The organism is Oceanicaulis sp. LC35 (assembly GCF_052055585.1).
GTDB lineage: Bacteria > Pseudomonadota > Alphaproteobacteria > Caulobacterales > Maricaulaceae > Oceanicaulis.
Genome location: NZ_CP170485.1, coordinates 793,135 through 816,568, shown reverse-complemented (window position 1 = coordinate 816,568; position 23,434 = coordinate 793,135). Strand labels below are relative to the sequence as shown.

General features: G+C 63.2%; 23 protein-coding genes. 12 read left to right on the top strand and 11 right to left on the bottom strand.

From position 1 onward, the window contains the following. Positions 1-19: 19 nt before the first annotated feature. From metH to metF, 3 genes are read right to left on the bottom strand one after another with little or no spacing between them, the layout of a single operon-like run. The gene (metH, locus tag ACFELO_RS03790; protein ID WP_440959246.1) at positions 20-2,707 is read right to left on the bottom strand and encodes a methionine synthase; all 2,688 of its coding nucleotides are present in this window, start codon (positions 2,705-2,707) and stop codon (positions 20-22) included. 9 nt (positions 2,708-2,716) lie between these two features. Further along, complete coding sequence (locus ACFELO_RS03785; protein WP_440959245.1) at positions 2,717-3,778, bottom strand: homocysteine S-methyltransferase family protein; 1,062 nt, start codon at positions 3,776-3,778, stop codon at positions 2,717-2,719. A gap of 13 nt (positions 3,779-3,791) precedes the next feature. After that, positions 3,792-4,685 (bottom strand): methylenetetrahydrofolate reductase [NAD(P)H], encoded by an 894-nt coding sequence (gene metF, locus ACFELO_RS03780; protein ID WP_440959244.1) that lies wholly within the window; start codon positions 4,683-4,685, stop codon positions 3,792-3,794. A 192-nt stretch (positions 4,686-4,877) separates the two neighbouring features. Between metF and ACFELO_RS03775 the strand changes: the two genes are divergently transcribed. The 3 genes from ACFELO_RS03775 to ACFELO_RS03765 all read left to right on the top strand — a co-directional run bounded on the left by ACFELO_RS03775 (position 4,878) and on the right by ACFELO_RS03765 (position 7,082). After that, positions 4,878-5,618 carry an MlaA family lipoprotein gene (locus ACFELO_RS03775; RefSeq protein ID WP_440959243.1) on the top strand — a complete coding sequence of 247 codons (741 nt, stop codon included), beginning with the start codon at positions 4,878-4,880 and terminating at the stop codon, positions 5,616-5,618. A 33-nt stretch (positions 5,619-5,651) separates the two neighbouring features. After that, complete coding sequence (locus ACFELO_RS03770) at positions 5,652-6,272, top strand: MlaC/ttg2D family ABC transporter substrate-binding protein (protein ID WP_440959242.1); 621 nt, start codon at positions 5,652-5,654, stop codon at positions 6,270-6,272. Between the two features lie 135 nt (positions 6,273-6,407). After that, positions 6,408-7,082 carry a CatA-like O-acetyltransferase gene (locus ACFELO_RS03765; RefSeq protein ID WP_440959241.1) on the top strand — a complete coding sequence of 225 codons (675 nt, stop codon included), beginning with the start codon at positions 6,408-6,410 and terminating at the stop codon, positions 7,080-7,082. Here the strand turns inward: ACFELO_RS03765 and ACFELO_RS03760 are convergent. From ACFELO_RS03760 to ettA, 4 genes are all read right to left on the bottom strand, one after another. After that, positions 7,079-7,852 carry a nucleotidyltransferase domain-containing protein gene (locus ACFELO_RS03760; protein WP_440959240.1) on the bottom strand — a complete coding sequence of 258 codons (774 nt, stop codon included), beginning with the start codon at positions 7,850-7,852 and terminating at the stop codon, positions 7,079-7,081. The genes ACFELO_RS03765 and ACFELO_RS03760 overlap by 4 nt on opposite strands. 85 nt (positions 7,853-7,937) lie before the next feature. Continuing rightward, the gene (locus ACFELO_RS03755; RefSeq protein WP_440959239.1) at positions 7,938-8,699 is read right to left on the bottom strand and encodes a lysostaphin resistance A-like protein; all 762 of its coding nucleotides are present in this window, start codon (positions 8,697-8,699) and stop codon (positions 7,938-7,940) included. A 73-nt stretch (positions 8,700-8,772) separates the two neighbouring features. Continuing rightward, complete coding sequence (locus tag ACFELO_RS03750; RefSeq protein ID WP_440959238.1) at positions 8,773-9,450, bottom strand: response regulator transcription factor; 678 nt, start codon at positions 9,448-9,450, stop codon at positions 8,773-8,775. A 10-nt stretch (positions 9,451-9,460) separates the two neighbouring features. Beyond that, positions 9,461-11,125 (bottom strand): energy-dependent translational throttle protein EttA, encoded by a 1,665-nt coding sequence (gene ettA, locus ACFELO_RS03745; protein ID WP_440959237.1) that lies wholly within the window; start codon positions 11,123-11,125, stop codon positions 9,461-9,463. Between the two features lie 168 nt (positions 11,126-11,293). Here ettA and ACFELO_RS03740 point away from each other — a divergent pair, with 168 nt between their 5' ends. Continuing rightward, positions 11,294-12,739: a M61 family metallopeptidase gene (locus tag ACFELO_RS03740; RefSeq protein WP_440959236.1), complete on the top strand. Its 1,446-nt coding sequence runs from the start codon at positions 11,294-11,296 to the stop codon at positions 12,737-12,739. A gap of 69 nt (positions 12,740-12,808) precedes the next feature. Then, entirely contained in the window at positions 12,809-13,564 is a 756-nt protein-coding gene (locus ACFELO_RS03735; RefSeq protein ID WP_440959235.1) for an SIMPL domain-containing protein, read from the top strand. A gap of 3 nt (positions 13,565-13,567) precedes the next feature. Here the strand turns inward: ACFELO_RS03735 and ACFELO_RS03730 are convergent, their stop codons facing one another. Beyond that, positions 13,568-13,927, bottom strand: coding sequence for a hypothetical protein (locus tag ACFELO_RS03730; RefSeq protein WP_440959234.1), 360 nt, complete (start codon positions 13,925-13,927; stop codon positions 13,568-13,570). A gap of 147 nt (positions 13,928-14,074) precedes the next feature. On the opposite strand from ACFELO_RS03730, the gene ACFELO_RS03725 reads away from it, so the two are divergent. Further along, a complete protein-coding gene (locus ACFELO_RS03725) occupies positions 14,075-16,330 on the top strand; it encodes a S9 family peptidase (protein WP_440959233.1) in 2,256 nt (751 codons plus the stop codon). Between the two features lie 109 nt (positions 16,331-16,439). Continuing rightward, on the top strand, positions 16,440-17,144 hold the full coding sequence (locus ACFELO_RS03720; RefSeq protein ID WP_440959232.1) for an SIMPL domain-containing protein: 705 nt from the start codon (positions 16,440-16,442) through the stop codon (positions 17,142-17,144). A 59-nt stretch (positions 17,145-17,203) separates the two neighbouring features. Here the strand turns inward: ACFELO_RS03720 and ACFELO_RS03715 are convergent, their stop codons facing one another. Beyond that, the gene (locus ACFELO_RS03715) at positions 17,204-17,782 is read right to left on the bottom strand and encodes a DsbA family protein (RefSeq protein WP_440959231.1); all 579 of its coding nucleotides are present in this window, start codon (positions 17,780-17,782) and stop codon (positions 17,204-17,206) included. 148 nt (positions 17,783-17,930) lie between these two features. Between ACFELO_RS03715 and ACFELO_RS03710 the strand changes: the two genes are divergently transcribed. Both ACFELO_RS03710 and ACFELO_RS03705 read left to right on the top strand, forming a co-directional pair. Beyond that, entirely contained in the window at positions 17,931-19,169 is a 1,239-nt protein-coding gene (locus ACFELO_RS03710; RefSeq protein WP_440959230.1) for a hypothetical protein, read from the top strand. Positions 19,170-19,208: 39 nt separating this feature from the next. Beyond that, positions 19,209-19,640 (top strand): hypothetical protein, encoded by a 432-nt coding sequence (locus tag ACFELO_RS03705; protein WP_440959229.1) that lies wholly within the window; start codon positions 19,209-19,211, stop codon positions 19,638-19,640. Here the strand turns inward: ACFELO_RS03705 and ACFELO_RS03700 are convergent. Continuing rightward, positions 19,637-20,137, bottom strand: coding sequence for a GAF domain-containing protein (locus ACFELO_RS03700; RefSeq protein WP_440959228.1), 501 nt, complete (start codon positions 20,135-20,137; stop codon positions 19,637-19,639). The genes ACFELO_RS03705 and ACFELO_RS03700 overlap by 4 nt on opposite strands. Before the next feature lie 195 nt (positions 20,138-20,332). Between ACFELO_RS03700 and ACFELO_RS03695 the strand changes: the two genes are divergently transcribed. The 3 genes from ACFELO_RS03695 to ACFELO_RS03685 are packed head-to-tail and all read left to right on the top strand — an operon-like array spanning position 20,333 to position 22,230. Then, on the top strand, positions 20,333-20,791 hold the full coding sequence (locus ACFELO_RS03695) for a YHS domain-containing (seleno)protein (protein ID WP_440959227.1): 459 nt from the start codon (positions 20,333-20,335) through the stop codon (positions 20,789-20,791). A gap of 9 nt (positions 20,792-20,800) precedes the next feature. Beyond that, positions 20,801-21,301 carry a hypothetical protein gene (locus tag ACFELO_RS03690; protein ID WP_440959226.1) on the top strand — a complete coding sequence of 167 codons (501 nt, stop codon included), beginning with the start codon at positions 20,801-20,803 and terminating at the stop codon, positions 21,299-21,301. Next, positions 21,301-22,230 (top strand): glutamate cyclase domain-containing protein, encoded by a 930-nt coding sequence (locus tag ACFELO_RS03685; RefSeq protein ID WP_440959225.1) that lies wholly within the window; start codon positions 21,301-21,303, stop codon positions 22,228-22,230. Before ACFELO_RS03690 ends, ACFELO_RS03685 begins: the two co-directional genes overlap by 1 nt. Positions 22,231-22,267: 37 nt before the next feature. Here the strand turns inward: ACFELO_RS03685 and ACFELO_RS03680 are convergent, their stop codons facing one another. Then, entirely contained in the window at positions 22,268-23,296 is a 1,029-nt protein-coding gene (locus tag ACFELO_RS03680; protein ID WP_440959224.1) for an alpha/beta hydrolase, read from the bottom strand. Positions 23,297-23,434: the final 138 nt, after the last annotated feature.

The window sequence follows — 23,434 nt, the reverse complement described above, 5'->3', positions numbered from 1 at the left end:
AAATGTAGCAACCCCTTTTCTATTCCGCTGCCTCTGCTGCTGCGGCGGCGTCTGCATCGGGCTCATAGCCCAGGATCGGAGCGAGCTCTTTCTCAGCCCGCTTTAGGGTCCAGCCCTTGCGCCTGGCGTAGTCCTCGACCTGATCCCTGGCGATCCGACCCACGGCAAAATAGACACTGTCCGGATGAGCGAGATAGAGCCCCGACACGGACGAGGCCGGGCTCATCGCCCAGCTTTCAGTCAGGGTGATGCCAGTGCGCTCCGTCGCTTCGAGCAGCTTGAACAGCACATCTTTCTCGGTGTGATCGGGCTGAGCGGGATAGCCCGGCGCCGGGCGGATGCCGGCATAGGCTTCCTTGATCAGCTCCTCATTGCCGAGGGCTTCATCCGGCGCATAGCCCCAGATCGAGCGGCGCACGCGCTGGTGCAGGTATTCCGCGAAGGCTTCGGCAAACCGGTCCGAGAGCGATTTGAACAGGATCTCGGAATAGTCGTCATTGTTCGCCTTGAAGCGGTCAATGATCGCCTGTTCACCCTCGCCCGCCGTCACGGCAAAACCGCCAATCCAGTCGTCCTGCGTTGAGGAGACGAAATCGGTGATGGAGAAGTTGGGCTTGTCGCCCTCCTTGCGGGTCTGCTGGCGCAAACCGAAGAAGCGCCCGGCCTCCTCGTTGCGTTCCTCATCAGCGAAGACGATCACATCATCACCGTCACGCTTGGCGGGCCAGAGCCCCACAACGCCGCGCGGCTTGAGCCAGTCTTCTTCGACCATGGTCTTGAGCATGGCCTGCGCATCCTTGAACAGGTTGCGCGCCGCTTCTCCGCGGTTCGGATCATCAAGAATGGCCGGATAGCTGCCCTTGAGCTCCCAGGAGAAGAAGAAGGGCGTCCAGTCGATATAGTCCACCAGATCGGCCAGACGCACATCATCAATCGTGGTCAGGCCGGACTTTTGCGGCGCCACGGGCTGGTAGTCGCCTGCATCGGCGTCGAACGCGTTCTGACGCGCATCCTCAAGGCTTACACGGTCGCGGCTGCCCTGGGTGCGGGCGCGGGTCTCGCGAATGGTGGCGTAGCGCGACGAGACTTCATCCCAGAGCGGCTGGCGCTCCTCTTTGGACAGAAGCCGCGAGACGATCCCCACCGCCCGGCTGGCGTCCGTGGTGTGGATCACCGGCGCCTTGGAATAGGCGGGCTCGATTTTCACCGCCGTGTGGGCGGGCGAGGTCGTGGCGCCGCCGATCATCAGCGGCAGGTCAAAGCCCTGACGCTGCATCTCGGACGCCACATGCACCATTTCATCCAGCGACGGCGTGATCAGGCCCGACAGGCCGATAATGTCCGCCTTCTCGGCGCGGGCGGTTTCGAGAATCTTCTCCGCCGGGACCATCACCCCCAGATCGACCACATCATAGCCGTTACACTGCAGCACGACGCCGACGATATTCTTGCCGATATCGTGCACATCGCCTTTGACGGTCGCCATGATGATCTTGCCGGCGGCTTCCGCCTCGGCGCCGCTGGCGAGGCGCTCCTCCTCCATGAAGGGGAAGAGATAGGCCACAGCCTTCTTCATAACGCGCGCGGATTTGACGACCTGGGGCAGGAACATCTTGCCCTCGCCGAAGAGGTCGCCGACCACATTCATCCCCGCCATCAGCGGGCCTTCGATCACGTGCAGCGGGCGCTCCGCCGCCTGACGGGCTTCCTCGGTGTCCTGTTCCACATAGGCGTCTATGCCCTTGACGAGGGCGTGCTTGAGCCGCTCCTCCACCGGCAGGGCGCGCCAGGCTTCGTCCTGCTTCTCGGCGGCTTCACCGGAGTCGCGATAGCGCTCGGCGGCGTCCAGCAGGCGCTCTGTCGCATCCTCGCGACGGTTCAGGATCACATCCTCGACCAGCTCGCGCAGTTCAGGGTCGATCTCGTCATAGATGTCGAGCTGGCCGGCGTTGACGATCCCCATATCCATACCCGCCTTGATGGCGTGATAGAGGAAGACCGAGTGCATGGCCCGGCGCACCGGCTCGTTGCCGCGGAAGGAGAAGGAGATGTTCGACAGACCGCCCGAGACATGACAGCCGGGCAGGTTCTGGCGGATCCAGCGGGCGGCTTCGATGAAGTCCACCGCGTAATTATTGTGCTCCTCGATCCCGGTCGCCACGGCGAAAATATTCGGATCAAAGATGATGTCGTTGGGATCAAAGCCGACCTTGTCGACCAGCGTCTTGTACGCGCGCTCGCAAATCTCGATCTTGCGCCTGGCGGTATCGGCCTGCCCTTCTTCGTCGAACGCCATCACGACGACCGCCGCGCCATAATCCTTGCAGGCCCGGGCGTGCTTGAGGAAGTCGGCTTCGCCCTCCTTCATGGAGATCGAGTTGACGATCGCCTTGCCCTGCACGCATTTCAGGCCCGCCTCGATTACCTCCCATTTGGAGCTGTCGATCATGATCGGCACGCGGGCGATGTCGGGCTCGGCCGCGATCAGATTGAGGAAGGTCGTCATGGCCTGCTTTGAATCAAGCAAGCCCTCATCCATGTTCACGTCGATGATCTGGGCGCCGGCGTCCACCTGCTGGCGCGCCACATCCAGCGCCGCGGCGTAATCGCCCGCCTTGATCAGCTTGCGAAATTTCGCCGAGCCGGTGACGTTGGTGCGTTCGCCCACATTGACGAAGGTCGCGCGAGAGGGTGAGGCGTCAGACATATTGGCTCCTCAAGCCAGCTCGAAAGGTTCAAGACCGGCCAGGCGCATCGCCTGAACCCGATCCTTGGGCGGACGGGGCATGCCCGATTTCGCGTCGCGCGCAATGGCGGCGATATGGGCCGGGGTCGTGCCGCAGCAGCCGCCCGCAATATTGATCAGTCCCGATTGCGCCCAGTCCGCGATGAAGGCGGCGGTCTCATCCGGCGTCTCGTCATACTCGCCAAAGGCATTGGGCAGCCCCGCATTGGGATAGGCCAGCACATGGCATTCCGCGATCCGCGCCAGCTCGGCCACATAGGGGCGCAATTGCTTGCCGCCGAGCGCACAGTTGAGCCCCACCGCCCAGGGCTGGGCGTGGCGAATGGAATTGTAGAACGCTTCGGTGGTCTGGCCCGACAGGGTGCGGCCGGACGCATCGGTGATGGTGCCCGACAGGATGATCGGAATGTCTGTGTCGATCCGGCCTTCATTGCGCAGATCCAGGATCGCCTTGATCGCCGCCTTGGCGTTGAGCGTGTCAAAGATCGTCTCGATCAGGAAGAAATCCACATGCTCGGCCATGGCTTCAACCTGCTCGGCATAGGCCTCGCGCACCTGATCAAAGGTCACTTCGCGGAAGCCGGGATCTTCCACATTGGGCGACAGGGACAGCGTCTTGTTGGTCGGTCCGATGGCGCCCAATACAGCCTTCGGCGAACCGGTCTCGGCCTCGGCCTCATCGGCGGCTTCCCGCGCCAGACGCGCTCCCTCGGAGGCGATCTCGGCGGCGAGGCCCTCCATCTTGTAATCGGCCTGGGCAATTGAGGTGGCGGAGAAGGTATTGGTCTCCACCATGTCCGCGCCAGCATCGAAATACTGTTTGTGAATGGCGCGCACAGCATCGGGCTTTGACAGGTTCAGGATGTCGTTATTGCCCTGGATCAGGCAGGACCAGTCCGCAAACCGCTCGCCGCGATAGCCTGCCTCGTCCAGCTTCAGGGTCTGGATCTGGGTGCCCATGGCGCCGTCAAGGATAAGAATGCGCTCCAGCGCCAGCGCGTTCAGCGCAGCGCGGCGTTCAGCTTTGGTCATGTCGCTCGTCCTGTCAGGCGGCTTTAATGTCGTGAAGGGACTTAACGCCCAGCAAAGCACAAGTGGACAAGGCCAGCTCGGCCCGGTTCAGGGTGTAAAAGTGGAACGCCTCCGCCCCGCCCTGATTGAGCTTTTCGCACATTTCAGCGGCGAGGTGCGCGGTCACCAGCTCGCGCGTGCCTGCATCCTCATCCAGGCCCTCATAGACGGCATGGATGCGGTCGGGGATGTGCGCGCCGCACATTTGCGCCATGCGCTTGAGCCCCTTGAAGTTGGGCTGCAGCATCACGCCGGGCACGATCGGGATGTCGATGCCCGCTTTGCGCACGCGCTCGAGATACCGGAAATAGACATCCTGATCGAAGAAGAACTGGGTGATCGCCCGGGTCGCGCCCGCATCGATCTTGGCCTTGAGCATATCAAGGTCCGCATCCCAGTCCGCACTGTCGGGATGCTTTTCAGGATAGCAGCCCACCGATACCTCGAAATCGCCAATGGCCTTGATGCCACGGGTCAGGTCCGCCGAATTGCCATAGCCGCCCGGGAAGGGCGTGTAGCGCTCGCCCAGGCCTTCAGGCGGGTCGCCGCGCAGCGCCACGATATGGCGCACGCCCGCTTCCCAGTAATCGCGAATGACTTCGTCGACTTCCTCGCAGGTGGCGGAGACGCAGGTCAGGTGCGCGGCGGGCTTCATGTCGGTTTCCGACACGATTCGGCGCACGGTGCGGTGCGTGCGGTCACGCGTGGAACCGCCCGCGCCATAGGTCACGGACACGAATTCGGGCGCAAGCGGGGAAAGCCGCTCGATGGACGACCACAATTTCGCCTCGGCTTCCTCGCTTTTAGGCGGGAAGAATTCAAAGGACACTTTCGTCCCTTGTGAAGAGGAGCGGCCACTCACGGTCATCACCATCCTGCCCTGGCTGCGCGCCGCGTCGTCGCGCGACACATCCACATAAAGATATCTTTATGCGATTATTGACGCATGAGCAAGGCTGTATTCACTCCGGAACAGTACCTAATGGATCACACTGACTTGATATCCCGGCCCCAGACACGACATTGCACCCATCCGAATATCCGATCCAAAGGACGCCCCATGCGCATCCCTGCTTTCACCTCCTACGCCGCAGTCATGCTGGCTGCGCTCAGCCTGACCGCTTGCGCATCGCGTGAACTGGCGCAGGAGACCGGCGACCCGTTCGAGCCGACCAACCGCGCCATCTTCGCGGTGAACCAGACGCTGGATGAGGCCGTGATCGGTCCGGGCGCTCGCGCCTATGACGCCGTCACCCCTGATCCCGTCCAGACCGGCGTGCGCAATTTCATGACCAATCTCAACCAGCCGGTCGTGTTCGCGAACGCCCTGTTGCAGGGCGATGTGGAAGCTGCTGGCGACACCGTGGGCCGCTTCCTGATGAACACCACGATCGGTCTGGCGGGCGTGTTTGACGTCGCCACCCATGAAGGCGTGCCGCAGCACCGTCGTGATTTTGGCCAGACCCTCGCCCATTGGGGCGTGGAGGATGGCCCCTATCTGGTGCTGCCTCTAATCGGCCCGTCGAACCTGCGCGATGCAACCGGACGCTTCGTCGATCGTTATCCTCATCCGTTGAACTGGAGCGAGGAGGAATCCGGAGAAGCCTGGGCCTGGGGTCTGCGCGCCCTGAACGGCACCCAGATTCGCGCCGATCTTGATGACACCCTTGGAAGCCTCAATCGCACCGCAATTGATCCCTATGTTCAGGCGCGTTCGGCCTGGCGTCAGTCCCGCACCGCTTTCATCGAAAGCCAGGGCGCGACGGACGAGGACTACCAGAACCTGCCTGAGTTCGAATAAGCACGCCGAAACGGCGGCAAGGAGCACTCCCCGATGATGAAAACCCTGATTTCGGCGTTCGCGCTGGCGCTGGCCGCCCCCGCCGCCCTTCTGGCCCAGTCCACCACGGCGGAAGACGCCGAAGCCTTTGTCCAGACCCAGGCCAACCAGGTGATCGAGACCCTGACCGAGCTTCAATCGGGTCAGACGGATCTGGCCAGCGTGCGTCAGGACTTCCGCAATCGCATCGACGAACTGGCCGATGTGGATCGCATTTCCAACTTCGTGCTGGGTCGCTATCGCCGCACGGCGTCTGAAGACGAGCTGGCCGCATTCCGCACCGCGTTCCGCAACTACGCCATTGGCGTCTACGAGAGCGAGCTGAGCGCCTATGCCGGTCAGCAACTGGACGTGACCGGCTCGGTCACCCGCAATCCGGGTGACTATATCGTCCGCTCGCGCGTCTATGGCGGTCCTGAAGGCGAAGAGTTCGAGGTGAACTGGCGCATTCTGGACACCAATGGCGACCTGAAAGCGGTGGACGTGGAAGTGCTGGGCGTCTGGCTGGCCCAGACCCAGCGCGAGCAGATCCTGTCGGTGATTGGCGATAATGGCGGCAATGTCAGCGCAGCCACCGAAATGCTGCGCAATCGCGAGCCCGGCCAGGACAGCTAGTCCCAAGACACAGCGTCGCGCCTGAACGACGCCTGTTGAATGCCCCGCCGGGGCGCGCTAACGAGCGCGCTCCGGCGGTTTCGTTTCCGGCCCTCGTGTCGCAACGTCCGTCCTAGTCAGACCGGAACTCGCGCCATGGCCGCCTTCCCCGCACCCGAAATCATCCCTGCGCAGGACACCCCGTTCGAGCGCGCCGCCCAGCTTCGCTGGTTTGACGGCATGGATGATCCCCGGCTGAACCTGACCGCCGAGCTCGAAGCGCCCGACTTCGTCACCAAGGCCAAGCAGGCAGGCCTGCCGCCCTTTGCGGTGCTGTTCCACGCCATTTGCGGAGCAAGTCTGGATGTGGACGCCTTCCGCTGGCGTCTGACGCCGGACGGCGAGCCTTTCCGCATCCAGTCACTGCTGCCCAGCTACACCGTCCGGAACGCGCAGGGCCATGTGAACTTCTCCTACGTGCCCTTCACCGAAGACCTTGCCGCCTTCATCAGCGCTTATCACGCCGACAAGGCAGAGGCGGAAAGCGCGACCGAGATGCGCACGAATGTCGAAGCGGGGCCTGAATGCGGCCAGCTCTATTGCACCGGCCTGCCCTTCTTGCGCTTCAGCTCCATCGAGCATCCCCGAAGCGGCGGCGGCGCCTTCGCTGCAACGCCGTCCATCGCCGCTGGCCAATGGCGCATGGAAGCCTGGGGCCGCCTCACCCTGCCCCTGTCGGCTCAGGTCCATCACGGCCTCGTGGACGGCGCCCATGTAGCGCACTGGTTCGAGGCCGTCAGCGCAAGACTTGAGCGGTATGTGAAGGGCTAGGTCCGGTCCAGATATGCCAGCAAGGCGTCCGGCATTCCGGGCGCAGGTTTGGCGGGCGGCGCATCGGATCGCAGGTCGAGATAAGCCGCAATCGCCGCTCTCAAGGCGTCCCGAACGGCATCACGGTCCGCACTCGCCAGCGTCGCCTTCAGCGCGTCCGCCCCCGGCGCCTCATCGATCTTGCGCACCCCGCGTTCGGGCCAGCCCAGACGCCGCGCCAGCATCGGCCCTAGCACCTGCTCGCGGAAGAAGCCCAACATGCCGATGGCTTCATAAAGCTCGCCCCGGCCCAGCTTGCTCGCCCCGTAGTGCAGCCAGATCCAGGCCCGATCCTCCAGCCATTGCGCATCGGTCTGCGGCCAGGCGATCTGCGCCTGATCCAGACGCGCTTCCAGCGCCGCCCGGTCTCGCGCCCATAAAATCGCGGGACGCTCCACCCGCTGATCAAGTTCGGTGGCGTCCACGAACTTCAGGTCCACATGCAATAGCTCAGGCTCGTAAAGCGCGATCAGAAGGCGCGGCTCACCCACATGTTCGCCGGTGAAGGAGGACACGAGGTCCCCCAGTCGCATCGCCAACGCGCGCTTGTCATCCAATGTGACAGGCGGGGCGTCATAGACGAGCACCAGATCAAGGTCGGACCAGGCGTCAAAACCGCCATGGACCAGTGAGCCGCCGCCCAGAACCGCGGCCAGTCCCGGTTCCTGAGCGAAGACCGCAAGGGCGCGGTCCAGGAACCGCTGATGAAGTTCGGGAAATGTGCTGGTCATAACATCCTCCAGGCCAGCACCTCAGGATTATCGAGACGCACCCTTGCGCGCAACGTCAAACCGCCCCGTCAGGAAAACTTCACGCTCAGCCCGGCGCGGTCAGGAAAGCCGGCAACAGCCCTTGTGCGGCCAGCGCGCCCAGCCCGACACCCAAGCCATTGTTGACGGCGTGGGCGAGCACGGCGGGCCAGATCGAGCCTGACTTTTCATAGAGCCAGATCAGCACAAGCCCCATCACCGCCGCGTTGATCGCCTGATGCGGGACAATATGGGACGCGCCGAAAATGATCGAGGAGACGAGCGCCGCCAGCCAGACCGGGCGGTGCCCTTTCATCCATTTGTAGACAAAGCCTCGAAAGAAGACCTCCTCGGCGAAAGGCGTCACGATCAGCGTCATGCCGACAAAGGCCGCGATCATGCCGGGCGAAGCTGAAGGGCCAAAGTCAAATGGCGCCCGGGTCATCATCGCCCAGGACGGGATCAGCCCTGTTAGCGCCTTCACCAGCATCAAGCCTGTCGCGGTGAACCCTACGCCTGCGGCCGCGCCGAGCAGCAACCAGCCCGTGCCGACAGGCCTTAATCCCACAGCCCGCCAGTCGAGTCCCTTGAGCAACAGGCCCAGCCCCCAGAGCACGCCCAGAAGCGCGACCGCCTTGCTGAGCTGACTGATGACAAGAATCTTGAGCGGCAGGCTGTCGCCCGAACCGAGATAGGCCTCCATCCCGACGGTTTCGCTGACCAGCGCCATATGCGCCCAGCTCAAGACCGTATAGGCGGCCATGGCTGTGGCGAGCACGATGATGCCGTCGCGAAATCGCCAGACCGGCTGTGTTGTGTCTTGATGCATGATGTCCTCCCTTGCATGGGAGGAGGCTGTTGCGCGGAGAGTCCCGCGCCTATCGACAGATGTCAGCGATGTGTCAGTCTGCAGATGTCGGTATGCCGCCACGAGCAAGATTGACGGCTTCGCCGCGCCCCTGAACGCCCAGCTTGGCGTAGAGCGTGCTGTTATAGGTGCGCACGGTGGTGGGGGAGAGATTGAGCCGACGCGCAATCGCCTTGTCACTCAAACCTTCGGCCAGAAGCGCCAGCAGAGCCCGCTCGCGCTCGGTGAGCTGATCGGCGAGGACCGGATCCAGCCCCGCCTCTGCTTGAGACGCCCGCTCAATGGACAACAAGGCGCCCGAAGCCGGGGCGTAGCGCACGCTTAACCAGATACCCGGCGTCACCGCGCCCGCCATATCATCCTCGAGCGCGAACTGTTTGCCATCAAGCTCCAGCGTTGCGCTCATGCCCGAGAACAAGCCGGGACGTCTTCGCCAGTGCACATGGCCGACGCCGCTGGCGGTTTCGACGGCATCGGCCTTGAGATCAGCGAGTGCGCCGCGCCATTGAAGGGGCGCACGCCAGCACCGCGCCGTGACGATCAAAACAGGCAGCAGGAGCATCAGAACAGGGGAGCGGAAGACCCATTCAGGCTGCGCAAGCATGAACACAATAAGCGCGGCGCCCGTGAGCGCCGCGCAAATCACCGCCAGCGACGCCCACCGCCGTCCCGCAATGAAAGCGGTCAGGCGGCGGCGTTCAGCTGACGTCATCGTGCAAGTCCTAGCGTTCGAACTTCTGGAACTTGACGCGCTTGGGCACCAGGGCGTCATCCCCGAGGCGGCGCTTCTTGTCGGCCAGATAGTCGGTGAACGAGCCTTCAAACCATTCCACATGGCTGTCGCCTTCAAAGGCGAGGATGTGGGTGGCGATCCGGTCAAGGAAGAAGCGGTCGTGCGAGATCACCACGGCGCAGCCGGGGAAGTCTTCAAGCGCCGCTTCCAGAGCCGACAGGGTTTCAACGTCGAGATCGTTGGTCGGTTCGTCGAGGAGGAGCAGATTGCCGCCCTCCTTCAGCATCTTGGCGAGGTGGACGCGGTTGCGCTCACCGCCGGACAGGACGCCGACCTTTTTCTGCTGGTCGCCGCCCTTGAAGTTGAACGCGCCCACATAGGCCCGGCTCGGCACTTCCTGCTCGCCCAACATGATCATGTCATTGCCGTCGGAAATCTCTTCCCAGACGGTCTTGTTGGCGTCGAGCGCATCGCGGGACTGGTTCACATAACCCAGCTTCACGGTCTCGCCTAGGGTGACAGACCCGCTATCGGGTTTCTCGTCGCCGACGATCATCTTGAACAGGGTGGTCTTACCCGCGCCGTTCGGACCGATCACGCCCACAACGCCGCCCGGCGGCAGTTTGAAGTCGAGATCGTTGATCAGCAGGCGATCATCAAAGCCTTTCGACACATGGTCGAAATCCACCACATTGCCCCCGAGGCGCGGGCCCGGGGGAATGCGGATGACGGCGGTCGAGATCTTTTCCTTCTCCGCTGCGTCACGCTTTTCTTCATAGGACTTGATACGCGCCTTGGACTTGGCCTGACGCGCTTTCGGCGCGGCGCGGATCCACTCCAGTTCCCGGGCCAGAGCGCGCTGCTTGGCGCCCTCTTCGCGGGATTCCTGCGCAAGGCGCTTGGCCTTCTGCTCCAGCCAGTCCGAATAGCCGCCCTTGTAAGGCACGCCCTGACCGCGATCGAGTTCGAGCGTCCAGGTGGTGATGGCGTCCAGGAAGTAACGGTCGTGGGTCACGATCAGAACGGCGCCCGGATAGTTCTCGAGGTGGTTCTGAAGCCAGGCGACGCTTTCCGCATCAAGGTGGTTGGTCGGTTCGTCGAGCAGCAGCATGTGCGGCTTGGACAGCAAGAGCTGGCAGATCGCCACGCGGCGGCGCTCACCGCCGGACAGGTTGGTCACGTCCGCATCCGGCGCCGGGCAGCGCAGCGCGTCCATCGCCATCTCGATCTTGGAATCGATGTCCCAAGCATCACGCGCATCGACCTGCTCTTGCAGCTCGGTCATCTTCTCCATCAGCTCGTCGGAATAATCCTCGGCCAGCTGCATGGCGATGGCGTTGTAGGCGTCATAGATCTGCTTGTCCTCAGACCCTTCAATGACGTTTTCCCACACGGTCTTGTCAGGGTTGAGCTTGGGTTCCTGCGGCAGATACCCCACGCGCACGCCCTTTTCCGCCCAGGCCTCGCCGGTGAAGTCCGTGTCCTGGCCGGCCATGATGCGCAGCAGCGAGGATTTACCCGCACCGTTCACGCCCACCACGCCGATCTTGGCGTCAGGCAGGAAGTGCAGCGAGATGCCGGAGAAGACCTGTTTCCCGCCGGGATAGGTCTTCGCCAGATTGTCCATGTGATAGACGTATTGATACGCGGCCATAGGCGCAGCGCTCCATTGATGAGGGGCTGAAACTTTGCGCCCGCTATAGCGGAGATAGGGGGGCGGATGCAATCGGGGCTGTAGGCGAAGACGCGCCACGCTTTCCAGAGTGTAACGTGTTACCGCGCGAGCGACGTGTCAGGCTTTCCCCAAATGGGGGAGACACAGATGAATGCCTTGATCGCACTGGCGCTGGCCGCCACGCAACAGACTGCCGCGCCACACTCCGTATCGGTCAGCCAGACAGGAGAGGACTGGCGTATAGTCACAATCGCTCTGGGCTTTGACGCAGAGGCGGGCGACAGCCTCGCCTTGCGCTTCCCCGAGCAATGGGGACCGGCGGAGAACCTGACCCAGCTCGTCAGCGATATACGCGTGATCGGTCCGGACGGGCCTTTGGCCTTTGAACAGGATGGCGCGTCGCTGTCTGTAAACACCTTACCCGCTGGGCCGGTCGAGATCCGCTATGACATTGCCCAGGACTATGAGGGCGAGCCGCAATGGGGGGTGCAACGCCTGCCCGGCATGCGGCCCGTCCTGCAGCCTGACTACGCCTTCTTCGCGGGCGGCGCGGTGTTGCCAGACTTTGAGGGGGCGGTGACGGAGGTGCGCGTGAGCCTGCCAGACGGCGGCGCATTCAACCGTCCTGTTGATGAGGCAGGCGAGAGCGCCGTCCTGCCTTACGAGGCCTTGACCAACGGCCTGTTCGCTTTTGGGGCGTTCCGGATGGAGACGACCGATGTGAACGATCTCGCTTTACGCTCGGCGATCCGGGGCGATTGGCCGCTTGATGACGCGACCTTGCATGCCGTGACGGCGGAGACTCTGGGCCAGGCGGCAAGCCTGTTTGAAGACCCGGCGTTTGCGCAATACTTCGTCATGGTGACGCCGCTGCCAGAGCTGCCCCAGGGCTCGGCGGTGATCGGGTCAGGCTTTGACGAAGCCTTCTTCCTGCTTGCCACGCCCAATGCCGATCAAGAAAACCTCATCCACACCATCACCCATGAAGTGCTGCACGAATGGATTCCGCGCCGGGCCGGTCAGACCGATGAGGCGACCGATCCCGCCCGCGCCTGGTTCACCGAAGGCTTCACCGAGTATTTCACCCAGCGCCTGCTCCTCCAGACCGGCCGCATCACGCTTGATGAGTACGCCGCGAACATGGACGCGCTGTGGACCGCGTACATGACATCAGACGTGAACACCCTGCCCGCCGAAGCGCTGAATGAGCGCCTGTTTGAGAGCGAGCAGACCGAGCGCCTGCCCTATCAGCGCGGCTCCCTCTTGGCGCTGCATTGGGACACGATCCTGAAAACCGAGGGCGGTGAAGGCCTGACCCGCGTGCTCGCCAATCTCATTGATCGCGCCGACGCGCTGGTAGCGGAGGGCGAACCGCGCACCCTGTCAGATCAGGCGCTTCACGCTGCCCTGCGTGACGCGCTCGGCGAGCGGTTCGACGCCGATTACCAGCGCTACATTGTCGAGGGCAGGCTGATCGACCTGCGCGCACTGACGCTGCCGGAGTGTCTGGAAGCCGACGCCCACGCTCATTTGCGGATCAAGCCGGGTTCTGAAGCGCTTGAGGCGTGTGCGGCGGGGATTGTGGGGCAATAGACGCGAGCCAATCAGGGCATTCCCACCAGCCGAAAATGACGTATGGTTTCTCCAATAGGGGGAAATCACATGAAACAGCTCATTCTTCCGGCCTTGCTACTGGCCAGCCCGCTCCTTGCCGCCTGCGAGCCTGAAACGCCGCGCACTCTGACAGTGACCGCCGAGGGATGGGCGATGGAACCTGCGCACTACGCCGTGATGGAGCTTTCTATTGCCGCGCGCGCAGAGACCCGGGCCGAGGCTCTGGAACAGGCGCAGGCCCTCTTCACAACGCTGGAGGAACAGCTTCCGCAGCTTGAGGGCCTTGAGAGCTTCGACCTGCGTACTCAAGACCTTGATATCCAACAAGACTGCCCAAGGGGGCAGAACCGGACAATATTTGTAGGCGCGCCATGCGATGCCCTCGCCTATGTCGTTTCGCAGGATATCAAGATCACCCTTTCCCCCACGAGTCTTGCGGGAAACATGGCAAGTCTGGCCAATGAGTTGGGCGTGTTGAATGTCGAGCTTGGGGACTTTGTCTCTGCCAATACTGAAGCCCTCGGAAGGGCCGCCGCTCAACATGCCTTCACGAATGCCCGTGAGTCAGCGGCCATGATGGCTGAAGCGTCAGGGCTTGAGCTTGGTGAGATCATTTCGATCCAGCCCTCAAGTGACTATTTCAGGTCTCCACCTCTGCCCTCGGATCCTGAAATGATTGTTGTTACGGGAGAACGGATCACCCCCGCCAGGCAGATCAACATTGCTCCGGAGGATGTCAGGGAAATCCGTCAAATCGAGGTCGTCTTCGAACTCGTCGATCCGGCTCCAGCCTCCAACGACTAACCCCTACTCCGGCCGCTCCACATGCGTGCAGGCATAATCGGCGATATGGCCGGAGATAGAGTTGGGGTCGATGGGTTCCATGAAGTAATTGCGGTGGTCCGCGTTCATCTCGTCCACGGTATGGCCCTGGCCCAGATAACGCACGAGACCTTCGCGGCAGTTGATTTCACGCTGCACGAAGGTCTCCCCGCGCCGTCCCACGCGGCGGGTGACAATCTCCAGATTGCCGCCACGGATCGGCACCAGCATCAGCACGTCATAGCGCGCCGCCGGATCATTGGGCACGTCGATCACGGGAAACCGTTGGCCCTGCGCGCTGACGGCAAGGCTGACGGAGAGGGCGAACGTAGTGAGCAAAGGCATGAGCGCCTCCCAGAAATCCTGACTTCCGGACCCGGCGAGTATGCGCCCCCAAGTGCTTAAGATCGGTTACGACGCGGCGCCGGGCGTTGTCCCCCGCCCCCTCAGCCATTAGCTTCCCGGCCAACAAACACGAGAAGGGGAGTTCTCATGCGCCACGCCCTGTCCACCTGCGTGTGCCTGCTGGCCTTGACCGCCTGCGCCACAACGTCCGGGGCCTCCGCCCCCGCTGACCCCGCCATCACCGATCCCGCCGCCCTGAGCATCGAGGATGTGTTCGGCAGTGCGAACCTTGCCGGCGCGACGCCGCGCGGCCTGCGCTTTTCGCCCGATGGCGAGCGCGTGACCTTCCTGCGCCCCAAGGATGACGACCGCACGGTCACCGATCTGTGGGCGATGGATCTTGCCGATGGCCGCACTTACATGCTGGTGGATTCCGCGGTTCTGGCGCCCGATGAGCGCGAGCTGTCAGAAGCCGAAATCCAGTATCGCGAGCGCGCCCGCATCTCCACCTCCGGCGTTGTCAGCTATGATTGGGACGAGACGGGTGAAGCGATCCTCGTGCCGCTCGATGGCGATGTCTTCTACGTGGATGTGAACTCCGGCGAGGCCGAGCGCCTGATGCAGACCGAGGCGTTCGAGACCGACGCCCGCGTCAGCCCGGACGGCGCCTATGTGAGCTTTATTCGCGACCAGAACCTCTGGGTCCACAATCTGGACACCGGCGAAGAGCGCGCTTTGACGACCGAAGGCGGCGGCGCGATCAGCTGGGGCGTCGCCGAGTTCGTCGCCCAGGAAGAGATGAGCCGCTATACCGGCTATTGGTGGAGCCCGGACGGTCGCTATGTCGCCGCTGCGCGCATTGACGAGACGCCGGTCGAGATCGTGCCCCGCTTCGGCATCAACGCCGAGGGCGTCACCGTCACAGACCAGCGCTATCCGCGCGCCGGCACGCCGAACGTGCTGATCGAGCTGCATGTCATCGATGTGGCCACCGGCGAGCGCACGAAGGTCGATTTGGGTGAAGAGACTGACATCTATCTCGCGCGTGTGAACTGGAGCCAGGACAGCGGCACGCTCTACGCCCAGCGCCAGAACCGCGCCCAGACCGTACTGGATATTCTGGCCGCGAACCCGACCACCGGCGCGACCCAAGTGGTGCTGACCGAGCAAAACGACGCCTGGATCAACCTGACCGGCGATTTCCGCGCGCTCGAGGATGGCGGCTTCCTGTGGACGTCCGAACGCACCGGCTTCCGCCATGTCTATCACGTCAGCGCCGAGGGCGAGGCGCGCGCCATCACTTCGGGCGACTGGGTCGTGGACGGCATCGCCGGCCAGTCTGAAGACGGCGAGACGGTCTATTTCGAGGGCTGGATGACGAGCCCGCTGGAGCGCCATCTGTACGCCGTGCCGTTTGAAGGCGGTGAGCCGGTCCGGATCACCCAAGGCGAAGGCCGCTGGGGCGTGAGCCTGGGTCAGGGCGGCACGGGCTTTATCGGCAGCTATTCCGATCCTGACACCCCGCCCCAGACCGCGCTCTATGACATGTCAGGCGAGCGCGTGGCCTGGATCGAGGAAAACGCCATCAACGCCGACCACCCCTATGCGCCCTTCCTGGCCAGCCATCTTGTGCCGGAGTTCGGCACGGTGCTGGCCGATGACGGGGTGACCGAGCTTTACTGGTCCATGCTCAAGCCTGAACACTGCACGGCGGAAACCCCCTGCCCGGCCATTGTGCAGGTCTATGGCGGCCCGCACGTCCAGTCGGTCTACAAAAGCTGGGTCGGCGCGCGCGATCAGCTGTTCGCCGATCAGGGCTATATCCTGTTCAAACTCGACAATCGCGGCAGCTGGAACCGGGGCCTGGCCTTTGAAGCGGCGCTTCATGACCAGATGGGCACGGTGGAAGTGCGCGATCAGCTGACGGGCCTCGATTACCTTGAAAGCCTCGATTTCGTGGACAATGACCGCATCGGTCTGTGGGGCTGGTCCTATGGCGGCTACATGACGCTGATGACCACGCTGCAGGCGCCGGGCCGGTTTGATGCGGCGGTGTCGGGCGCGCCGGTGACCGACTGGTCGCTCTATGACACCCATTACACCGAGCGGTATATGGACACCCCGCAGGCCAATGAGAGCGGCTATTATGAAGGCTCCGCCTTCGCCCATCTTGATGGCTATGAAACCCCGACCCTGCTGGTCCACGGCATGGCGGATGACAATGTCACCTTTGATCACGCCACCCGGCTCTATGCCGAGCTGCAGGAACGCGGCGAGCTGTTTGAGATGATGACCTATCCCGGTCAGCGTCACGGCGTGCGCCCGCCCGCCCTGCAACGCCATCTGTGGACCACGATCTACGACTTCTTCGGCCGCGAACTGGCCGAGGATGACGAAGACTAGGTCTTCCGTCACGCTAAACGCGAAAACCCCGGAGCCACGCTCCGGGGTTTTTGTTTGCGCGAGCGTCAGCCGCCTCTAGAGTGTGCTCACACACGCAGGAGGGGATGCGATGAAACTCACCACAGCTCTGAGCGCACTGGCGCTCGCAGGGGGGCTGGCGTCAGGCGCAATGGCGCAAGCGCCTCGAGAAATAACCGCAAGAGGAAACGGAAGCGTCGAGTATCGGGCGGACTCTGCAGATGCGGCCTTCCTTCTGCGGCTGGAAGAAGCGAGCAGGCTCTCCGAGTTGGAGCCCCGGTTAGACGCGCTGATCGGGCCAGAAGCCTCAAACGTGCTGGAACGGGGCAATACGCACCCCACCGTAGATCAAGTAAACTCTAACTGGTTCCAGAACATATTTATCGACTGGACGGATCAGAACCGGTACGCCAGAGCCTTCAGGATCACTGTTAGAGGCTCGAAAGCGGAGTTGCTCGCTTTCAAGCAAAACCTCTCTTCGATCGGCGAAGTTTATGGCACGCAGTACTTTAACTTCATCATGCCGGAAGGTCTGGATATCCAGTCACAAGTCATCCGGGCGGCCGAAGCTGATGCCCGCACCCATGCAGAGCTAACCGCAAACGCCTTCGGCTGCCGTATCGGGGAGCTGATCCGCGTCCAGGCTAGCGCAGGACGATCAGACGATTATGAAGGCGTCGTTGCCCTTGTTGCAGGCTTCTCTGGCCGCGACGAGACCGAGACCGATCCCTTCGTGACCGAGGCGAAAGTGAGCGTCACAGCCACTTACGAAACCCTCTGCCCCGCTGAAGATTAGAATGACCGGGCTTGCTCGGGGGCCTCGGACTTGCTCCGCGCCCCCCAAGCAAGCCTCCCCTACCCCGCTTGCGCTTCGAGCCAGAGATCAAAGCGATCATGGCCCCAATACTTGTCCGCGCCATCAATCAGGAAGGGCACGCCGAAGACGCCGTCTGCGTCGGCTTGCTGGCTGTAGTCGCGCAGGATCGACTTGAGCGCATCGCCGGTCGGCAGCGCGTCAGGGTCGAACCCCTCCCATTCGGACATTATCGCCGCTTTCTCGAGCACATCCGGCCTGGAGATATCGAGCCCCTGCCCCCAGCGCAGATCAGAGACGGCGAGCGCGAACGCCATGCCAAGCCCGGCCGCGTTCGCCGCGTGAAACGCAGCGTTTGAGGGCGTGTAATCGGGATCAAACGGGTCGGGCAGCGCCAGCGGCAAGCCCTGACGCACCGTCATGCGGTAGACGTCCTGCACCAGGTAATCGCGCTTTTTGGGGTTGGACAACGGATCAACAAAGCCGCTCTCCTTGCTGGGCATGAACGGGATCAGCTCACCCGTGAAACCGGCCTTCGCCAGCTTGTGCAGTCCCAATCTTGAGTACGGGCTGCGGAAGGCGAAATAGCAGCGAAGCGGGGCGGAGGTCGTGTCATTCATGTCGCAAAATCCCGGGCGCGAGGAGAAATTGATCGTGTGCAGCTTAACAGCCACGCCGGAGGGCGCTAACGTTCTGTTAACAGCATCGCGTATGGCGGCCAGTCACAAATGAATGAGCCGTGATGCGGGCCGAGGGGGATGGGCGGCGATGACATCGGAAGTCATGATCATGAACCGGCAGGCCGTCGTGCTGGCCGCGGACAGCGCGGTCACCTATGGCGGCGGGCCGGGATCGGTCGTCACGCTGGAAGCGGAAAAGATCCTGCAGCTCGGTCCGAACATGGCGGTGATGGTGTATTCGCGCGGCGACGTGTTGGGCCGGTCCTGGTCCCATATCGCGCACGCCTTCAAGCGTTCCCATGGCGAGCTGGACTTTGACAGCGTCGAAGCCTGCGCCGAGGCCTTCTTCGCCTTCATCGACAATAACCGCCAGCTCTTCCCCGAAAAGGAGGAGCTGGAGGAACTTGAGCATCTGATGCGCGCCGCAATGCTGACCGTGCTCAACCATGCCCGCAATCTGCGCCAGCACGCTCCGACCCAGTACGCCACCGACGACGCCGCATTTGAAGGCGCGCTCGATCTGTATCGCGCGCACCTGTTGCAAGATGAAGGCGGGGCGGAACGCGCCAGCCTGGATGTCTTTGCAGAGCTCGATCGCGAGCGCTTCTATGAGCGCTACGCCGGCATGCTGGACGCCCTGATCGGAGAGGCGCTCGGCCCGTTCGGCCTGCAGGACAGCATCCGCGACAAGCTTTTTGACTTCGCCTATCTGATCATCACCAAACCCGCCTTCCTGGAACCCTATGCCGGTCTTGTGTTTGCGGGCTTTGGCGAAGGCGATGTCTTCCCGGTCTACAGCCACTATTACGCGTCGATCATGGTGGATGGCGTGATCAAGCGCGCCCATGACGAGACGACCCAGGTGGGGGTGGAAAACGGCCCCAACGCCTATCTGCGCACATTCGCGCAGGCGGAAATGACCCACGCCTTCCTGCGGGGCGTTCACCCTTACATGTTCGACGTGATGGCCTCGATGAACATGGTGACCAACGAAGCCGCCAGCGAGATCGCGCTCAGAAAGGCGGGTCTTGGCGAGGATGAGATCAGCCGGGTCATGGGCGAGATGCGTGATTCTGAATTGCTCTCGCTATCGGCCGAATTCATCCACACGGCGCGCACGATTTCGCAGGAAGAATTCATCGACCCGTTCATCGCCGTGGTCGCCGCCTCGGGCAAAAAGCAAATGGGCGAAACTGCCAAGGCTCTGGTGGAGCTCAACATTCTCAAGAGCGATCTGCATCAGACCCAGACCGGCGTCGGCGGCGAGGTCGACGTCGCAATGATCTCGCGCACCGGCGGATTTGAGTGGTATGCTAAAAAGTCGTAAACTGCCCCTCTGCCCTCACACGTCCTACAGGAGGCGATGATGAGCGAAGACCCGACCCGTCTGAACATCGAACGCGCCCGCGAAGCACTGGCCCGCGCCCGTCTGGATGACGTCGCAACGGCGGTGCGTGCTCCGCGCCCGGCCGATCTGTCACGCCTTCAGGAAAACCAGGAGCGGGCCGAGAGCCTCAGCTCCCGTGCTGATGCGTTCCGCGATACGGTCCGCTCGCGCATGGGCCTGTCCGCCTATTCCGGCGGCTCTGTCAGCTTCGCCTCCAGCGCCAGCCTGTCCGGCATGGATGCGGCCCTGTGTGATGCGGATGTCTGCGCCCCGGCGCCGCCGCAGATGAACGACGCCTCGCGCACCGCCCTGATGGGAGAGGCCGAGCGAGCGCCCGAATCCGCAGCGTCGCAGGACGATACAGGCGAGCCCAAAGAACCGCGTCGCCGTCGTTTCTTCTGGCTGTTCTAGGCCGTCAGCAGGATCTTGCAGATCGCTTCCAGCCCCGCCTGATCCTCGGCGTCAAAAGCATCGAGCTCGGTGGAGTCCACGTCGAGAACGGCTGCAAGCGCGCCCTCGGCGTCAAACACAGGCACGACGATTTCCGACTTTGAGCGGCTGTCGCAGGCGATATGGCCGGGGAACGCCTCCACATCGCGTACCAGCTGGGTCTCGCCGCTCTGAGCTGCTGCGCCGCACACGCCACGACCGAACGGAATACGCAGACAGCCTAGCGTGCCCTGATAGGGGCCGACCACCAGCTCTTTGGGCTTTTGCGGGTCCACCACATAGAAGCCGGTCCAGAAAAAGCGCGGCCCGAAATTGTGCGCCAGCAGGCAGGACGCCGTGGCGTAGCGTGCGGTATGGCTGGTTTCACCTGCAACGATAGCGGCGATTTCCTTGCAGATGCGGACATAGGCTTCGGCCTTGGTTTCGCCCTCGACCGCCGTGCTCATCTCTTCAGCCATGACCGGCTCCTGTCTTCTCTGACTGTATCTTGCGCACATCTAGGCGCGCTGGCGCACGGACGCCAGCACCCGTGTGCAAACAAGTGTGATCACTCCGCGATCACGCGCTCGTGCAATGCTGTGTAGAGCGGTACTACACTACTTGGCGTATGTCTGACCTGACCGGCGCGCCCGCCGGAAAGATGGGAGATGACCATGCGTAACGCCTTTGCCCTCGCCGCCGCCCTGGCCCTGACCGGCGCCGCCCTGCCGACTGCAGCCGCCTTCGCCGAGGATCCGATCTATACCGGACGCTTCAACAACACCGCCGTCGGCGGTTATGACGCTGTGGCCTATCATACTGAAGGCGCAGCGATCCGGGGCGAGCGCGAATTCTCGACCGAATGGCGCGGCGCAGAGTTCCGCTTCGCCAGCCAGGCCAATCTCGACCTGTTCCTGGCAGACCCTGAAGCCTATGCGCCCGCCTATGGCGGCTATTGCGCCTGGGCGATCTCGGAAGGCTATACCGCCAAGGGCGATCCCAATGTCTGGAACATTGTCGATGGCGTTTTGTACCTGAACTACAACACGCAGGTGCAAGAGCGCTGGAGCGTGGACATTCCCGGTCATATCGAACGGGCGAACGCCAATTACCCCGATCTCGTGAACCAGTAGGAGACAGGCATGTCCGGGTCACTCTTTCGCAAAATTCCCGCCTACGGGCTGGGCGTCTGGATCTCCGCGATCTTTCTGGATTCCCTGCGGTTCAAGTTCACCGGGCATGAAACCCCGCAGCACATCTTCACGACCCTGCGCGACTGGTCCGGCATTGACCTGTTCTATCCCGCCGGCCCCTGGATCATCGGGCTGGCGGAGCTGACCGCCGCCTTGCTGGTGCTGGGTCTTCCGTTCCTCATCCTCCTGACCACGCGCAAGTCCGGTCATGCGGCGCTGAGCCAGACGCTGGGCGGTCTTCTGGCGCTTGGGGTGATGAGCGGGGCCATCGTCTTTCACCTGTTCACCCCGCTCGGGATTGAAACGCCCACCGCCTGGATGGACGGCCAGCCGACCGAATGGAGCCCGGCCCTGTTCATCGCCGCTTGCATCACATGGGTTGCAGGCGCGATGCTGGCTGTCCTGCGCGGCGGCGAAGCGCTGCGCACCCTGAAAGGACACGCTGGCTGATGACCACCGCCCCCGCCTCCGATGCGCCTGTCCGCGACCGCCAGTCGCTGTTTGCGGCGCTGGAGGCGGAACTGGCGCAGGGGGCGAGCCGGGGCGCGGACGCCTTGGCGCCCCATGCGGCGGGCGGGCTGGAACGTGCGGCGCGGCATCTGGCGCAAACGCGCAGCCCAATTGCTCTGTTCACCGGGTTCTACGTGGCTCACGCCGAACGCCCTGCAGCCGAAACCGATGGGCCGCTCACCGTTCTGGCCATTGCCGAAGCCCTGTCCGCGCTTGGACGTGAGGTCGTGATCGTCACCGATGCGCCTTGCGCGCCGGTTCTCGAACGCCTTGTGGCCGAGGCGGGGTTGCCCGCCAGCACACTCTTCACGCCTGACGCGGCGGACGCGCTTGACCCCGCCTTGAAGGCGCGCGGTGTGGAGACGGTCTTCGCCATTGAACGCCCCGGACGCGCCATTGACGGACGCTGCTATTCCATGCGGGCGAGCGATCTCAGCGCCCACACGCTCGCCTTTGACGCCGTGTTCAGCCCGCGCTCGGGCTATACGCGGCTGGCGGCGGGTGATGGCGGCAATGAGATCGGCATGGGCGCCCTGCCCAAAGCCGCACTCTTCACCCATATCGATCAGGGCCAGACCATCGCCAGTGCAACCGGCGCGGACGCCCTGATTGTGGCGGGCGTCAGCCACTGGACCAGCTACGCCCTCGCCGCGGCCATGCGCCATGTCGCGCCCGAAGACGCGGCCGTCTGGCGCGATGCGGTCAGTGATGCGCGCGAATGCCACCGCCTCTCTGCCGCCCTGAGCGCGGGCGCCGTGGACGGCGTGACAGCGCTGTCAGCCCCAACGATTGATGGCCTGCCGCTCGAAACGCATCTGGCCAAGCGCGATGCGCTGATGGCGCTGGCAAATGCAAACAGGCCCGCCTGACATCGCCAGACGGGCCTGTTCCTGGCCGTTTGAACCGCTAGTGCCGGGCGATCCAGTCCGCAGCGCGCGCCATGACCAGCGGGTCATTGATCAGCCGGTTATGGTTCAGCTCGTGAACGATCACGACGTCGGACTCCGCACCGGCATGTTCAGCGACAAAGTCCGGATAGGCGCCCGCATTGAACACCTCGTCATGCGATCCGATCATCACCAGCAAGGGCGCATCCAGTTCGGACAGGGCCTTGGGCGCATCCCGCGGCACGGTCGGCTGGGCTGACATCACCGCCGCGTAGGAATAATCCGCCCCGCCCTGAGGGTCATTGAAGTACAGGACCGGGGTGTCATTCGCCGCCGTAATGCCCAGCATGTTGTACATCAGAACGCCGATGAAGGCCTTGGAGTCAAAAACGATCCAGCCATTGGCCGCATCCCGGTCACGCGGGCGGTCCTCCTCTTCACGCGGGGCGTGACGGGTCGGACCGTCGCCAAAATTCGGTGCAAACAGCACATAGCCGTCCACATCCGGCCGATCCCCGAGCATGACCGAACGCAGAACGACGCCGCCGCCCATGGAATGTCCCGCAAGGAACACCCGGCCTTCCGGCGCTTCGGCGCGCAGGGCGGCCAGGATGTCGGCCACATCTTCCTCGTACTGGCCGATATGATCGACGCGATAGGGTTCGCCGCCCGACGCCCCATGCCCGCGCGCATCGGGCGTGATCACTTGCGCCCCCGTCGCCGCCTGCAAAAGCCCGGCGGCGTGATTGAGCTGGCTGGCGTTGGAATTGACGCCATGCAGGAACACGATCTGCGTGTCGCCTTGCGGACCATAGACCCGCAGGTCGAGCTCGACTCCGTCCCGCGCGCTGACGGTGCGGGTTTCATAAGGAACGTCCTGGGAGAATGACGTGCCGCCATAGGCCTGAATGCCGCGCCAGGCCTCTTCGCTGATGGGGTGCTCTGCAAAGGGATCGTGGGTGCGGGTCAGCACCATATAGCTCGCAATCCCGAGATAGATGAGGACCAGGGCCAACAGGCCCAGACCAATGTATCGACCAAGTTTCATTTTCTTTCCGCCTTCCTGTCTGCGGTGACAAAACAAGCGGAAGGTCAGTCCCCTAAACCCTGCCTTCGCGCCGGGCATCGCCCTAGCGCCATTTCACGACAGATCAGCGACCAAACACCTGACACATGTCAGGATTTG